Source organism: Streptomyces maremycinicus (assembly GCF_001184025.1).
GTDB lineage: Bacteria > Actinomycetota > Actinomycetes > Streptomycetales > Streptomycetaceae > Streptomyces > Streptomyces maremycinicus.
In genome coordinates this window covers 186,395-200,988 of record NZ_BBYG01000014.1, presented here as the reverse complement: position 1 = coordinate 200,988, position 14,594 = coordinate 186,395, and the positions used below count along the sequence as shown (strand labels likewise).

Sequence of the window (14,594 nt, the reverse complement as noted above, 5' to 3'; positions counted from 1 at the left end):
GCGACCGGCCGCCCGCGAGCGCCGACGCCCCGGCCACCCCAACGGTCCAGCACGGATGGCGACCCGCCGCCGGGCGGCCTCTCATGGTGCCCATGCAGCCACAAGCCTCTCGCACGGACGACGCCATACCCCCGATGGAACGCTCGCACTGGGTGGCCTTCGCCGGGATCCTGTTGCTGGTCAGCGCCCTCTTCAACCTGCTCAACGGTTTCGTGGCGGTCTTCAATCACGGCTACTACTCGACCGTCTACTCCCAGGGCAACCGGCTGCTCATCCTCAACTACACGGCCTGGGGCTGGATCTGGGTCGCCATCGGCATCGTGATGGCCCTGGCCGGCATCGGTGTGCTCGTGGGCTCCAGGGGGGCGCGACTGACCGGCATCTGCCTGGCGGCGTTCTGTCTGGTCGGACAGATGATCTTCCTTCCGGTCTACCCGTTCTGGTCCCTGGCCACCATGGTCGTCTCCGCGCTGGTCCTCTACGGGCTGTTGGCCGAGCCGCGACACGTGCCGGGGGCGCGCGTCTAGGGTTCCCCACCTGATCCACCGGACAGGCCCTGGCCTCCCCGTACCCTGGTCCGCGTGTCGTCCTCCCGCCTGAAGCGTGTCGCCGTCCTCGTGCTCGAAGGCGCCAAGCCGCTCGACGTCGGTATTCCCGCGCAGGTGTTCACGACCCGCGCGAGCATGCCGTACGAGGTGCGGGTGTGCGGCGCGGCGCCCGGCCTGGTGACCGGCGGGGACGGGCTCTCGTACCACGTCGCCCATGGTCTGGACGCGCTCGCGTGGGCCGATGTCGTGTTCCTGCCCGGCTACCGTTTTCCCGATCTCGACGACCCGCCGCGGGAGGTCCTCGACGCCCTGCTGGCCGCGCACGCCAGGGGCGCCCGGCTGGCCGCCATCTCGACGGGGGCCTTCGCGCTCGCCGCCACCGGCCTGCTCGACGGCAGACGCGCCACGACCCACTGGCACTACACCCGGGCGCTGGCGGCGAAGCACCCGCACGTCCAGGTCGACGAGAACGTCCTGTTCGTCGACGAGGGCAGCGTGCTGACATCGGCCGGCGCCGCCTCCGGGATCGACCTGTGCCTGCACATCCTGCGCCGCGACCTCGGGGTGGCCGCCTCCAACCACGCCGCCCGGCGTCTGGTCGCCGCGCCGTACCGCAGCGGTGGCCAGGCGCAGTACGTGCCGCGCAGCGTGCCGGAGCCGCTGGGCGAGCGGTTCGCCGCCACCCGCGAGTGGGCGCTGCACCGGCTCGACGAGCCCATCACCCTCGAGGCGCTCGCCCGGCACGCAGCCGTCTCGGAACGCACCTTCTCGCGGCGCTTCGTCGAGGACACGGGGTACACGCCCATGCAGTGGGTGATGCGCGCCCGTATCGACATGGCCCGTGAGCTGCTCGAACGCTCCGAGCGCAGCGTCGAGCAGATCGCCGGCGACGTCGGACTCGGCACGGGGGCGAATCTGCGGACGCACTTCCAGCAGATCCTCGGCACCACACCGAGCGACTACCGGCGCACCTTCACGAAGGGCGAGTAGCGGGTACGCCGGGGCCGGGGCCGGGGCCGGAGCGGGGGCCGGAGCGGGGGCGGGGGCGGGTGTTCGGACGGGCCGGGGCAGGAGATCGTACGGGCCGCGACAGGGGGACCGGACGGGCCGGGACAGGGGGACCGGACGGGCCGGGACAGGGGGACCGGACGGGCCGGGACGGGGGGACCGGACGGGCCGGGCGGGGCCGTGACGGGCCGGACGGCCCGAGTGGCGAGATCCTTTCGAACCATGGCGCTCACGCCCCGGTCACGGAAGCGCGCCGCGCGTGATGCTGGTGGCGAACCGAAGGGACATCACTCATGACTCGCATCGCCGTCAACGGATTCGGCCGCATCGGACGCAACGTGCTGCGCGCGCTCCTCCAGCGCGACAGCGACCTGGAGATCGTCGCCGTCAACGACCTCACGGAACCGGCCACGCTCGCGCGGCTGCTCGCCTTCGACTCGACGGCCGGCCGACTGGGCCGCCCGGTCACCGTCGACGGCGACGTCCTCGTCGTCGACGGCCGTCGCATCAAGGTGCTCGCCGAGCGCGAGCCGGCGCGACTGCCGTGGGCCGAACTCGGCGTCGACATCGTGCTGGAGGCCACCGGCCGGTTCACCTCTGCCAAGGCGGCCCGCGCCCACCTCGACGCGGGTGCGAAGAAGGTCCTGGTCAGCGCGCCCTCGGACGGTGCCGACGTCACGCTCGCGTACGGCGTGAACACCGACGCCTACGACCCGGAGCTGCACACGATCGTCTCGAACGCGTCGTGCACGACGAACGCGCTCGCCCCGCTGGCCGCCGTGCTCGACGACCTCGCCGGCATCGAGCACGGCTTCATGACCACGGTGCACGCCTACACCCAGGAGCAGAACCTCCAAGACGGTCCGCACCGCGACGCTCGTCGCGCCCGTGCCGCCGGAGTGAACATCGTGCCGACCACGACGGGCGCCGCCAAGGCGATCGGCCTCGTGCTGCCGAACCTCGAGGGCAAGCTCTCCGGGGACTCGATCCGGGTGCCGGTCCCGGTGGGTTCGATCGTCGAGCTGAACACGACCGTCGCCCGTGACGTGACCCGCGAGGACGTGCTGGCGGCGTACCGCACCGCGGCCGAGGGCCCGCTCGCCGGCGTCCTGGAGTACTCGGAGGACCCGCTGGTGTCGTCCGACATCACCGGCAACCCGGCCTCGTCGATCTTCGACTCGGCGCTCACCCGTGTCGACGGCCGTCACATCAAGGTGGTCGCCTGGTACGACAACGAGTGGGGCTTCTCCCACCGGGTGATCGACACGCTCGAGCTGCTCGCCGCGCGCTGACCGCAGGCCCTGCCGACCCCGCCGGCCGTTCGTGGACCGACCCGCGAGCGGCCGGGGGCATGTGGCCGGACGGCTCCAGCCGGAACCGGACGGCACCGGGCGGGACCGGGCGGGACCGGCGGCAGGTCCGGCGTACCCGAGGCGACTCGCCGTTCAGCCCGCGCGGCCCCGTCTTCAGGGGCATCGTGGGGGTATGCGCGAGCGACGCGACATGTGGGCGGTCGGGGACGCCTACGCGCGGTACATGGGCCGGTGGAGCCGTCCGGTCGCGGAGGGGTTCGTGGCCTGGCTCGGCTGCGGGGACGGTCTGCGCTGGCTGGACGTGGGGTGCGGGACCGGAGCCCTGACGGCGGTGGTCGCCGCCCGGTGCCGGCCCTCGACCGTGGTCGCGCTGGACCGGTCGGCGGCCTTCCTGGCCTCGGCCCGTGCCACGGTCGCCGCGCCGGTGAGCTGGGTGACGGCGGACGCGCTGGCCCTGCCGGTGCGCGACCAGGCGTGCGACGCGGTCGTCAGCGGCCTGGCGCTCAACTTCCTTTCCACGCCCGGCGCGGCGGTGGCGGAGGCGACCCGGGCGGTCCGGCCGGGCGGACAGGTCGCGGCGTACGTGTGGGACTACGCCGAGGGCATGACGCTCCTGCGGCGCTTCTGGGATGCGGCGGTCTCGGTCGATCCCTCCGCTGCCGCGCTGGACGAGGGCCACAGGTTCCCGCACTGCCGACCGGCCGAGCTGCGAACGCTGTGGACCGGGGCGGGACTTGACGACGTCGAGGTCGTCCCGATCGAAGTGCCCACCGTCTTCGCCGACTTCACGGATATGTGGGAACCGTTCCTGGGCGGGCAGGGCCCCGCCCCCGACTACGTCGCCGCCCTCGCCCCGGCGGCCCGGGACCGGTTGTGTGCAGCGCTCCGAGGAGCTGTCGCCGCGCGGCCGGACGGACCGATCGCGCTCACCGCCCGTGCCTGGGCGGTCCGGGGCCGACGTCCGTAGGCCCCGGACCCGCGCGGAGACAGGGGGCGGTGAGATTTCCGGCCCCCTGCCTCCGGTCCGTCAGTCCTCGGTACTCAGGTCCGTCAGTCCCCGGTACGCAGGTTCTCAGTACTCAGTTCTCAGTACTCGGTCCTGACTCCTCAGTTCTTGCCGAGGAGCTTCTTCATCTCGGCGATCTCTGCCGTCTGCGCGGCGATGATGTCGGCGGCCATGGACCTGGCCGGGCCGTACTCGCCCTTGCTCTTCTCGACCGCGGCCATGGCCACGGCTCCCTCGTGGTGGTCGATCATCATCGTCAGGAACAGGGCGTCGAAGTCCGTGCCGGACGCCTCGCCCAGTTCGCCGAGGTCCGAGCCGTCCATCATGCCGGGCATCGCGGACCCGGCGGGGTGCTCCATGCCGGGCATGGAGTCCGTCGCGCCGCCGGACGACGTCGGGGCCTTCTCGCCCCAGGACGTCAGCCAGCCGCCGATGGTCCTGATCTCCGGGCCCTGCGCCTTCTCGATACGCGAGGCGAGGTCCTTGACCTCGGCGGACGAGGCCCGGTCGGGGGCGAGTCCGGCCATCTCCAGGGCCTGCCGGTGGTGGGGGAGCATGCCCTGGGCGAAGGACACGTCCTGGGCGTTGTGCGCTCCGGCCGTGGCGCCGGTGTTCGCCCCGGACGAAGCGGAGCCGTGACCGCCCGGGTGTCCGCCGCTGCCGCCGTCGCCGCATGCGACGAGGACGAGCGCGGCGGTGAGGGAAGCGGCCGTGAGAGCGGCGCGGCGGGTCAGGGCACGGGGCCTACCAGTGCCGCGGGTCCTGCAAGTGCTACGGCTACGACGGGTGTTGCGCATAGGGAGACTCCTGCTGTGCTGTGCGAAAGGGATCCGGACATGCCGAGGGCGCACCACGTCGCCGTACGGGTGACGCGGTGCCGGGCGGTGTCTAGATCCGCAGGAGTTGGAGTTCCGCCAGGGAGGGGGGCGCGCGTGCGCTGTCCGGGGCACCGGCCGCGTGGGAGCCGATCGCGTCGGCGGGCAGAGGGACGGCCACCGGGTCGGGCACGAGCGCGGGCAGATCCGGCGCGCCGCTCACCGCGGCCGCCACGCAGGTCGGATCGGCGTGATGGAGGTGTCCGCCGTCGCAGTCGCCGTCGTGTCCCGCACAGTCGTGATGAGCGCCGGCCGAGACCGCCGTCATGGGCCGCGGCCCGCCGTCTTCGTGGACGGCGTCGCCGGGGGCCAGGGCGTGCATCCCCAGCAGCCCGGCGAGCAGTCCGAGCACGAGCAGCGCCCGCCACCGCCGCACGGGCGGTCGCGCGGGGTGGTGCCGCTCGCGACTCTTCATCGGCGCCATCCTAGGCGGAGCCCTGCCGGGCGCCGGCACGGGAGCGGGAGTGCGCCTCCGGGCGCCCGGGCGCGCTGTCACCCAAGGTGCCCGATCCCGTACAGTCCGCACAGCGTCAGTGCTCCGTCGCGGCCCGGCGCCGTGGTCGACCAGGAGAAGAATCATGGAATCCGAAGCCGGTCCCGGCTCGCTCCCGCTCGATTCCGCGACAGGGCGGCCCCTCCCCGAAGTCGACGCCGCGGTCGTGGAGCGCTGGCGCTCGGAGCGGGGCGAGCTGGTCGACTTGCTGGCCCGGGTGCGTGAACGGTGCGGCGGTGTCGCCGCGTTCCGTCTCGGACCGTCTCCCACCGTCCTGGTCACCGACCCGTCGGCGGTCCAGCACGTCCTCGCGCGTCACCCCGAGCAGTACGTCAAACGCTCCCACCGCGCCCGGCTGCTGATCGGCGGCGGGGTCCTGGCCGCCACGGGTCCGGCGTGGAAGCGTCAACGCCGCCTGCTCCAGTCCCAGTTCACCGGCATCGGGATGCGGCGCTACGAACAGCGGATCACCGGCGCCGCCCGCACCACCGCCGAACGCTGGGCCGGGTACGCCCGCACCGGACAGAGCTTCGACGTCGGGCGGGAGATGCGCCGCTTCGCCCTGGACGCCATCTGGCGCTCCCTCACCGGCCATCCCCTCGACGACGGGACCGAGCGCGAACTGGACGCGGTGGCAGCCGTGGCGACCGCCCTTCCGACGCTGCCCGCCGATGGCTCCGGCGCCCGGGACGCCGTCGCCGCCGATCTCTCCCGGATCGACGCGGTCGCCAGGCGCGCCATCGAGGCCGCCCGCGACGGGGAGGCCGGCCCGGACGGCCCGGGACTGCTGCACGTTCTCATCGGTGCCGGTGCCGGTGCCGGTGCCGGTGCCGGTGCGGCTGCGGGGGCAGGTGTCGGTGCCGACGCTGATGCCGAACACCCCGCATACTCCGACCAGTTGATCCGCGATGAGCTGGTCACGCTGCTCGCGGCCGGGCACGAGACCACCGCGACCACTTTGACCTGGCTCTACCTCCTGCTCGACCGGTACCCCGCCGCCCGGGAACAGGCTCTGGCCGCCGGCGGCGCGGGTTCACCGCAACGCCGCGAGGCCGTCCAGGCACTGATCCATGAGACGCTCCGGCTCTACCCGTCCGCCTGGATCCTGCCGCGCCACACCACCGAGGACGACATCCTCGGCGGCTACACCGTCGAGGCGGGCACGGACATCCTGGTCTGTCCCTACCTCACCCACCGCGATCCCGAACTGTGGCCGGATCCCGAGCACTTCGAACCCCGGAGGTTCCTCACCCCGGGCGGCCGGCCTGCACACCCGGGCGCCTATTTCCCCTTCGGCATCGGTCCCCGTGCCTGCCTCGGAGTCCAGTTCGCACTCCGTGAGGCGACCGTCCTGCTCGAACAGCTGCTGCCGGTCCACACCTTGGCCTTCGCCTCGACCCCGGCCAAGGCGGCGTACGGCATCACCGTGCGCCCCGACGGACCTACTGTCGCGACGCTGGTGTCGTAGGGACCACTGGGGCGCGGACCGGGCCTCCGCGAGGACGATTCCCGGCCGGGCAGGCCTTCAGGAGGCGGTCGTCCGGGGAGCCCCCCGGCTGGTGCTGGTGCTGGTGCTGGTGCTGGTGCCGGTGGTAGTGGTTCTGAGGTCGGCGGCGATCGCGTCGAGCCATACCTCGATGTCCGTCAGGAGCGACAGGACCCGGGGCGGGACCCCGGGAGGCAGTGCCGGCGGTGGTGTCAGCCGGACATGGACGCCGCCCGGCGGGAAGTCGGCCGCCCGGTCGATCGCTGTCTCCGCCTCGTCGGTGACGCGCCGGGCCCAGCGCAGGGCGTCGGGAGGCATCTCGGGCGAAGGGTCCGCCCGGGGCACCCAGTAGGCGCCGACCAGGACACGGGAGCCGACGTTGAGAGCGGCGAGGTAGTCGGGTTCGGGCCCCCGGGCGGGTGCGGACGGCTCCGTGCGGTACTGCGCGTACGAGCCCTCCGCGATACGGAGCCGGTGCAGGGTCAGCCGGACGGCCTGAGGGGCGGCGTCGCCGTGGCCTGCCGACCCGTCACCGGTCGCGGCGACCGTGGTGGCCCGCACCACGGGTGCGGCGGACCGGAGCAGCGCCGTCACACTGCGCCGCGTCTCGGCGCGGGCGCCGAACGGCCAGGCGAGCACACCGCACAGCAGTCCGACCGCGCTCCCGGTCAGCACGTCCACGACCCGCATCTCCGCGAGCCGCCACGTCACGGGCGCGATCTGCGCGAACGCCGTGGACACGACCAGGGTGAACAGTCCCTGGGCCCAGGCCGGCCCCTCCAACGGCCCGACCGCGAAGGCGATCAGCATCATCGGCACGAGGAGGTACGCGTACACATCGGTCGACCCGCCCGCCCCGATGAGGAGCAGACCGGCGGCGAGCGCACCGGCCATGGTGCCCACGACGGCGGCCCGGACGGCGGACCAGGTGGCCCCCGCCGTGGTACGCCCCAGGGTCAGCACCGTCAGCAGCACCCAGAAGCCGTGCGACAGGTCGAGGGATCCCGCCACCAGACGCGCGAGCGCGAGACCGCACGCGCTGCGCAGCGCGTTCTGGAAGACGACGGAGCGCCGCGTCAGGTTGCCGGTGAGGCGGACGGCGAACAGCCGGACCGTCGGCGTCCGCGCGTACCAGAACTGCTCCCGGGGCAGCCCGTGCACGGGCTGTCGGCCGGTGAGCGCCAGGGCGGCGGCCGTGCGCACGGTCACGGCGGAGGCCGCGATCGTCAGCACCGTCGACTGCCGCACCAGCACCTCGTGCGGGCGGGGAACGCGCCCGGCGGGGTCTCCGTCGCGCGCGGTGAGGAACTCGGCGATCATCTCCTCGAGCAGCTCGGGCCCTGCCGCGGGCCGGGACCGGCGCAGGGCGCCCGCCGTTTCGTCGCAGGCGGCCGCGATGCCGCTCAGAAGGTTCCGCGAGGCCGTGTCCGAGGGCGCGGGAGGCAGCTCGGTGAGGGCGGCCAACTGGTCGACGAGCCGCCGGGACGCGGAACCCGCCTGGGCGAGCGCCCGGTGCGTCCTTCCGGCGCCGGTCGGCCTCGCACCGGCGGGCTGTCGGGAGAAGCGCAGGCCCCGGCCGGCCTCCCTCAGCGGTGCGGCCGGACCGGGCTCCGGGCCGTCGGTACGGATCAGGGAGCGGGTGGCGCGGGCCGCCAGCTCGAGCGTGCCGGCGATCCGCTCGCGATATGACGGATCCGGCGGATCGGGGAACACCGCCACCTCGCACAGGACGAGACAGGCCCCGCCGACGGCGACCCCGGTCAGTCGCTGGGGCAGCGTCTCCGGGGCGAAGGGCGGGAAGCAGGCGAGGATGTAGAACAACTGGAGCCCCGGGACGGTACCGGCCAGACGAGGACCGCAGACCGAGCCGAACACCAGCACGAACCCGACGATCAGCATGCCCGCCACGGCCGCCCAGGTCCGCACGGCGAGGGCGGTACCGGCGACGGTGAGGACGGCCGCGGCCGGCAGGGCGCGCAGGACGGTGAGGGCGCGTCGGCGCCCGGACCCCGGCACCGGTGAGAGGACGCCGAACGCGATGGGAGTGAACAGGGCGTAGACCGCGGTCACGGGTTGATCGAGGAGATACGCCGCCGGATAGAACCCGGCCGCCGCGGCGGCCGTGACACGCGTCGCGCGTCGCCCCGCCCGGACGGATTCGGCGAGCGACGGCCGCTTGGGCATCACCGCTCCTCTCCGCCACCCGTGGATCATCCGCGGCTTTCAGTGTCGCGCGGGTCGGGTGGTCGCGCAGCGGAGAAGGGGCCGGGCCGGCGGGTCACCCGAAAAGAGCGGAGATCGACCGCCCGCTCCGGGGTATGCGGGAGGGAACCCGAGGAAGGGAACACCATGACGACCTACGTGATCACCGTGCCCGGCACCTTCACCGCCGGGGTCGAGGACGAGACGCGCAAGCGGTTGAGTCAGGCCCTGCGTCCCGCCGATCCGCACCGCACGCACCTGGGCAGCGCCCAGGACCTGGACCCGCTCACCGTGAACGAGGACGACACGTTCACCATCCGGCTCGCCGTCGAGGCGGACAGCGGTCCGCACGCGGAGGAGGACGCCCGCAGGCTCGCGGACTCCGCCCTGCACACCGCCGGGCTCGACGACAGCAGCGCGCCCCTGGGACCGGCGGTGGTCACCGGCATCGACTCCGACGTGTGAGCAGGCCGGAGGGCCGGGGCCCGGCAGCCCCGGCCGTCGGTCAGCGGCCGCCCCGCCCGTGCGTCAGGCGCTGCCACACCGCCCCCGCCATGGCTTCCTCACCCTTGGCGTTGGGGTGCGCGGGAGCGGCGGGGGAGGTGGGCTGCAAGGGTTCGATCCACCGGTCCGCCGGGGACTTGCACATGTCGTGGCCGACGGTCGGGCCGTAGGTGTCGACGTACTCGGCGTGGTTCCAGCGGGCCACCAGGCGGAGCATCAGGTTGAGCCGCTTGCCGGTGTCCCGGAGGTAGGGGAAGTCCCGCGTCGCGAACGGCACCGTGGGCGCACAGCCGCTGCCGTCGTCGGGCAGCAGGTCCGGGTAGCCGACGACGAGGACCCGGGCGTGCGGGGCCCGGTCGTGCACGGCCTGAAGCACCCGGGCGACCTTCGGAGCGGTCTTGGCTATCGCGACGGTGAGCTGGTCGACGCCCGAGGCGCCGTAGTGGCGTTGGCACGGGTTGCCGGTCGGGTCCTGGGCCGAGAGCTGGGCGCAGGTGCCGATGATGGAGCCGAAGCCGATGTCGTTGCCGCCGATCTGGACGGTCACGAGGTCGCTGTTGCGTCCCACCGCGTCGAGCTGGGGGCCGTTGGTCCCCTGCGCCTTCCACATGTGCTCGGTCGTCGCCCCACCGCAGCTGACGTCCTTGAACGTGGCCGTCCTGAGCCGTGCGGACACGATCGAGGGGTAATTGTGGTCGGAACGGGCGCAGTTGGCGTCCACCTGGCGGGGGATGAGCGGGCCGGAGGTGTAGGAGTCGCCGAGCGCCACGTAACGAATGCCGTGCCCGCCCCCGCCTCCGCCGTGTGCCGCGGCCGGGCCCGCGGAAGCGGCGACCAGGGCGCAACTGCCCAGCGCGGCAAGGAAGGTGACGGCCTTTCGCCGGCCGCCGGCCGGTCCTGCGGTGCGAACGTCGCGCTGCATCGAGTTCCTCCCCCTCGAGGCCCATGCCCCGTCGACGACGCCGTCCCGTCCGGTCGGCATTCCGTTCGACTGGGCTTGTATACCGCCCGGTAGGTCACCGGGGCCAGAGCCGGGAGTGAACGCGTTGCCGGAAGGGGCGCGGGCCCGCCTCCGCGGCGGGAGCGTACCGCGCCGGTGGTCCTCCGCGTCGGGTCAGGCGCGGACGCCGGGCAGCAGATTGGCGACCAGGCTCGCCGCGAAGTCCTGGGTGAGCGGCAGGCTGGGCATCAGCAAGCGGTGGTAGCAGGCGCCCCACAGCTGGTCCACCAGGACCTCGGGGTCGACGTCGGCGCGCAGTTGGCCGTGGGCCTGTGCCCGCCGCATCCGCCGGACCGCCAGTTCCCGGCGCGGGCCCGAGTAGCGCTCCAGCAGGGCGGCGGACAGCTCCGGATCGGTCTGTGCCTGGCCGATGAGCTCGGCTATCACCCGACCCGCGGGTGTCTCGGTGAGGATCCGGACGAACGCGCGGAGCTGCGCCGTGAGGTCGGCCTCGATGTCGTCGCTGTCGGGGAAGGCCAGCACGGATTCCACGGCGTGGAAGTAGCCGTCGAGGGCGAGCGCGCCCTTGGACGGCCACCATTTGTAGAGCGTCGTCTTGCTGACCCCCGCCCGCTCGGCGACCGCCTCGAACGTGAAGGCGGCCATGCCTCCGTCCAGGAGCAGGGCGCCCGCCGCGTCGAGGGCGTCCGCGCGTACCTCCGCGGCCGGGCGCCGGCCGCGGCCGCGCCGTGGTCCGGGGGCGGTGGGGGTTTCCGACCGTTCCTGCATGGGCGCCGACCTCCGGGCATCGTCCGACGGGCCCCAGCCTGACATATGGACGCGGCGTTCACAACGTGGTTATATGGACTCATCGTTCATAAACGAACTGGAGGCAGCATCATGTCCGAGACCACACGCGTCGCACTCGTCACCGGCGCTTCCGGGGGCATCGGCCGGGCCGTGGCCCGTCGGCTCGCGGCCGACGGCATGGCCGTCGGCGTGCACTACGCGGGCAACAAGGCGGCCGCCGAGGAGACCGTCGCGGCCGTCGAAGCGGCCGGCGGCAGGGCGGTCGCGGTCCATGGCGACGTCGCCGACGAGGGCGCCATGGCCGACGCGTTCGCCGCGGTGGAGGAGGCCTTCGGCGGGATCGACGTCGTGGTGCACACCGCCGGCGTGATGACCCTGGGGCCCGTCGACGCCTTCGATCTCGACGCCTTCGACCGGCTGATGCGGACCAACGTCCGGGGCGCCTTCGTCGTGGCCCGGGAAGCGGCGCGCCGCGTCCGCGACGGCGGAGCGGTGGTCACCTTCTCCACGTCGGTGACCCGGCTCGCCTTCCCCGGGTACGCGCCCTATGCGGCGAGCAAGGGAGCCGTCGAGGCCATGACGCTGGTGCTGGCCCGCGAGATGCGCGGCCGGGACGTCACCGTCAACGCCGTCGCGCCCGGCCCGACGGCCACACCGCTCTTCCTGGACGGCAAGGATCAGGAGACGATCGACCGCCTCGCCGCGCAGCCCCCGCTGGAGCGGCTCGGCACGCCCGAGGACATCGCCGAGACCGTGGCCTTCCTGGCCGGTCCGGGGCGCTGGGTCAACGGGCAGGTCCTCTTCGCGAACGGCGGCATCGCCTGAACCGGCGACGCGCCCTGTCCGTCCCGCACTTCTGGCCACGGTCTCGCACTTCTGGCCCCGGTGGCGATCGGGACGACATCATCCTGTATAAAAATACCAAACGCGCGGTTTACTTGAAGATCATGGGTGGGATGCTCTCAACGTTCCGGACGGGCGGCCCGGTTCCGCGTCGTCCTGTACAGGGTGAGGGAGGGAGACCTGATGGTCATGCAGGCGCGAGCGGTGCGCACACGTCAGTCTCTTGTCCAAGCGGCTGCCGAGCTGTTCGCCGCCGAGGGGTACGCGCGGGCTTCCCTCCCCGTCATCAGCGAGCGGGCCGGTGTGAGCACCGGCGCCCTGCACTTCCACTTCGCCAGCAAGAGCGATCTCGCGGGGGAGGTGGAGAGGGCTGCGGCGGACTCGGTGGAGGAGCTGGCGGCCCGTTGTCGCAGCTCGGCGGACACACTGCTGGAGTCCCTGGTGCACACGGCCTGCGGTCTGCTCCTTGCCGTGGTCACCGATCCCGTGATCAGGGCGGGGTTCCGGCTGAGCGGTGACCCCTCCCGCAAGAACGGGGCCCAGATGCTGCAGTGGTGGCGGACCTGGGTGCACGATCTCATCGTCCAGGCACAGCACGAGGGGGAGCTCGCCCGGGACGTCTCGATCGAGGCCGCGACGACCGTGATAGTGGCCGCGACGGCGGGGTTCGAGGTGCTGGGGGCCGCGGACCGCGACTGGCTCTCGGTGGACCGCGTCACGCAGTTGTGGACCTTCCTCCTGCCGTGGCTGGCCGGCTCACCGGACCACGCCCCGCTGCTGTCCGGGATCGGCGAGGCACTGGACGACCTGGCCACGCGGACGACGGTCCGCGCCACGCGGGACGGCCCCGGCGGTAACACCATCGAGAACGGCACCGACTCCCCCTGACCGACGCACGGCTCCTGCGCGGCCCGACCGCCCGACCGCACCAGTGAACCTTCCCGTACGGGCCGCGCGGTATGCCACCGACAACATCGCCACCCCTCCACCTCGTCAGCCCCTTGCGCTGCCTTGCGCTGCCTTGCGTTGCCGTGGCTGCCCCGGCATCGAGCGTCACGGCGGAGCACCCTGGACGAGCCGGGTCGGTGGATGCCGTGAATCAGCCGGTCGGTTGCGGTCCGTGAAACTGTCGGGTTGCCTCCGATGAACTCGGGGGCGTGGCTCCTGTTGCGCCCTGTTCCCCGGGAACGCCCTCGACTCTCGTTTCGACCACCGCGCGGCAGACCGTCTACGCGGCTGTAGTCACCCGGACTCCAGTCGGCCGACGTGACGCCGTGGGTGACCGAGCGTTGGGGCGGCGGGAGGCTCAGAACGCGTAGCGCACGCGCAGCCACGGGGTCCGGGCCGTGATCAGTGTGCGAAGCCGGTCCACCGCCTGTGCCTTGACGGGACCCGCGTAGCGGACGTTGAGCGCGCCGTTCTCGGAGCGTTTGGTCTCCTGCAAGTCCGGTCGCCACAGGGCGTCCTCGGCACGGGGGTGCCAGCCGAGGTTGACCTCGTGCAGCTCCCGGTTGTGCGTCAGCATGATCACCTCGGCCGCCGCCTGCCGCTTCACCCGGTCGGGCAGGACGTCGTCCAGACGCGTGAGGAGTTCCGCCCAGGCGTCCTCCCAGCCGGGGCGGAGGACGACGGGGGAGAGGTTGAAGTGCACCTCGTAACCGGCGTCCAGGAAGTCCGCGGCGGCGGCGATCCGCTCGTCGACCGGTGAGGTGCGCACGTCCAGCAGCCGGGAGTCCTCCGGGGGCATCACCGAGAAGCGGACGCGGGTCCGGCCGCGCGGATCCAGCGTCAGCAGGTCCGGGTTGACGAACTTGGTCGCGAAGGACGCCTTGGCCGTCGGCCACCGGCGGAAGGCGTGGACGAGATCCGCGGTGTTGTCGCAGATCAGAGCGTCCACCGAACAGTCGCCGTTCTCGCCGATGTCGTACACCCAGGCCGTGGGGTCGCACTGGTTCGGCTCGGTCTTGGGGCCCTGCCGGGCGATGTGCCGACCGATGTGGGCGATGATCCGGTCGATGTTGGTGAAGACGGTGACCGGGTTGGCGTATCCCTTGCGACGCGGCACATAGCAGTAGGCGCAGGCCATCGCGCAGCCGTTGGACGCGCCCGGCGCGATCCAGTCGGCGGACCGCCCGTTGGGCCGTGTCCTCGGCGACTTCCGCTCCCCGAGGACGAGCGTCTCACCCTTGACCCGCACCCAGCGCGCGACGTTGCCCTCGTTGCCGTGCAGCCCCGGGATGCCCCAGTGGGACTCGACCTCCACCAGCCGTGCCTGGGGGAACCGGGCGATGATCTGCCGTCCGCGCGGTGAGGCGGCGGCCGCGGGTTCGGCGTGGATCTCCCGGACGGGCAGCAGGCGCCGGGCGGCTTCGGAGTCGCGGAAGGACGGCCGGCTTGGGTGCGCTGCGGCGGGCTCGGGGCCGAGGGCGTCGAGGCCGAACAGGGCGTCGGAGTCGTCGTCCGAGGCGGCGGACGGGGAGTGCATGGACCTTCCGGTTCGGCTGGGGAGGGGACCGAGGCGGCGGCCGGACCGAGGGGGTCCGACGGATCGATCCGTACCGCCCAC

At 72.9% G+C, this 14,594-nt stretch carries 14 protein-coding genes; 8 read left to right on the top strand and 6 right to left on the bottom strand.

The genetic code is table 11. The features are described 5' to 3' along the window. Positions 1-92: 92 nt before the first annotated feature. The 4 genes from AOQ37_RS19170 to AOQ37_RS19155 all read left to right on the top strand — a co-directional run bounded on the left by AOQ37_RS19170 (position 93) and on the right by AOQ37_RS19155 (position 3,836). Positions 93-527 carry a DUF7144 family membrane protein gene (locus AOQ37_RS19170; RefSeq protein ID WP_234436952.1) on the top strand — a complete coding sequence of 145 codons (435 nt, stop codon included), beginning with the start codon at positions 93-95 and terminating at the stop codon, positions 525-527. A 54-nt stretch (positions 528-581) separates the two neighbouring features. Beyond that, a complete protein-coding gene (locus tag AOQ37_RS19165; protein WP_062645781.1) occupies positions 582-1,538 on the top strand; it encodes a GlxA family transcriptional regulator in 957 nt (318 codons plus the stop codon). A 311-nt stretch (positions 1,539-1,849) separates the two neighbouring features. Then, the gene (gene gap / locus AOQ37_RS19160) at positions 1,850-2,848 is read left to right on the top strand and encodes a type I glyceraldehyde-3-phosphate dehydrogenase (RefSeq protein WP_062645780.1); all 999 of its coding nucleotides are present in this window, start codon (positions 1,850-1,852) and stop codon (positions 2,846-2,848) included. Between the two features lie 193 nt (positions 2,849-3,041). Further along, a complete protein-coding gene (locus AOQ37_RS19155; RefSeq protein ID WP_062645779.1) occupies positions 3,042-3,836 on the top strand; it encodes a class I SAM-dependent methyltransferase in 795 nt (264 codons plus the stop codon). Positions 3,837-3,976: 140 nt separating this feature from the next. On the opposite strand, the gene AOQ37_RS19150 is transcribed toward AOQ37_RS19155, so the two are convergent. After that, entirely contained in the window at positions 3,977-4,672 is a 696-nt protein-coding gene (locus AOQ37_RS19150) for a DUF305 domain-containing protein (protein ID WP_062645778.1), read from the bottom strand. Positions 4,673-4,763: 91 nt separating this feature from the next. Further along, positions 4,764-5,165, bottom strand: a complete 402-nt coding sequence (locus tag AOQ37_RS19145) for a DUF6153 family protein (protein ID WP_199825053.1) — start codon at positions 5,163-5,165, stop codon at positions 4,764-4,766. A gap of 163 nt (positions 5,166-5,328) precedes the next feature. On the opposite strand from AOQ37_RS19145, the gene AOQ37_RS19140 reads away from it, so the two are divergent. After that, positions 5,329-6,711: a cytochrome P450 gene (locus AOQ37_RS19140; RefSeq protein WP_062645777.1), complete on the top strand. Its 1,383-nt coding sequence runs from the start codon at positions 5,329-5,331 to the stop codon at positions 6,709-6,711. 57 nt (positions 6,712-6,768) lie between these two features. Here the strand turns inward: AOQ37_RS19140 and AOQ37_RS19135 are convergent, their stop codons facing one another. Further along, positions 6,769-8,913: an FUSC family protein gene (locus tag AOQ37_RS19135; RefSeq protein WP_062645776.1), complete on the bottom strand. Its 2,145-nt coding sequence runs from the start codon at positions 8,911-8,913 to the stop codon at positions 6,769-6,771. 165 nt (positions 8,914-9,078) lie between these two features. Here AOQ37_RS19135 and AOQ37_RS19130 point away from each other — a divergent pair, with 165 nt between their 5' ends. Continuing rightward, on the top strand, positions 9,079-9,396 hold the full coding sequence (locus AOQ37_RS19130) for a hypothetical protein (RefSeq protein ID WP_062645775.1): 318 nt from the start codon (positions 9,079-9,081) through the stop codon (positions 9,394-9,396). 40 nt (positions 9,397-9,436) lie between these two features. On the opposite strand, the gene AOQ37_RS19125 is transcribed toward AOQ37_RS19130, so the two are convergent. Further along, positions 9,437-10,357, bottom strand: a complete 921-nt coding sequence (locus tag AOQ37_RS19125; protein WP_199825052.1) for an SGNH/GDSL hydrolase family protein — start codon at positions 10,355-10,357, stop codon at positions 9,437-9,439. Positions 10,358-10,549: 192 nt separating this feature from the next. Further along, positions 10,550-11,164 carry a TetR/AcrR family transcriptional regulator gene (locus AOQ37_RS19120; RefSeq protein WP_062645774.1) on the bottom strand — a complete coding sequence of 205 codons (615 nt, stop codon included), beginning with the start codon at positions 11,162-11,164 and terminating at the stop codon, positions 10,550-10,552. Positions 11,165-11,275: 111 nt separating this feature from the next. Here AOQ37_RS19120 and AOQ37_RS19115 point away from each other — a divergent pair, with 111 nt between their 5' ends. Continuing rightward, the gene (locus tag AOQ37_RS19115) at positions 11,276-12,010 is read left to right on the top strand and encodes an SDR family oxidoreductase (protein WP_062645773.1); all 735 of its coding nucleotides are present in this window, start codon (positions 11,276-11,278) and stop codon (positions 12,008-12,010) included. A 222-nt stretch (positions 12,011-12,232) separates the two neighbouring features. Next, positions 12,233-12,916 carry a ScbR family autoregulator-binding transcription factor gene (locus AOQ37_RS19110; protein WP_234436951.1) on the top strand — a complete coding sequence of 228 codons (684 nt, stop codon included), beginning with the start codon at positions 12,233-12,235 and terminating at the stop codon, positions 12,914-12,916. Positions 12,917-13,334: 418 nt separating this feature from the next. Here the strand turns inward: AOQ37_RS19110 and AOQ37_RS19105 are convergent, their stop codons facing one another. Further along, positions 13,335-14,513, bottom strand: coding sequence for a spore photoproduct lyase family protein (locus AOQ37_RS19105; RefSeq protein ID WP_062645772.1), 1,179 nt, complete (start codon positions 14,511-14,513; stop codon positions 13,335-13,337). Positions 14,514-14,594 lie beyond the last annotated feature (81 nt).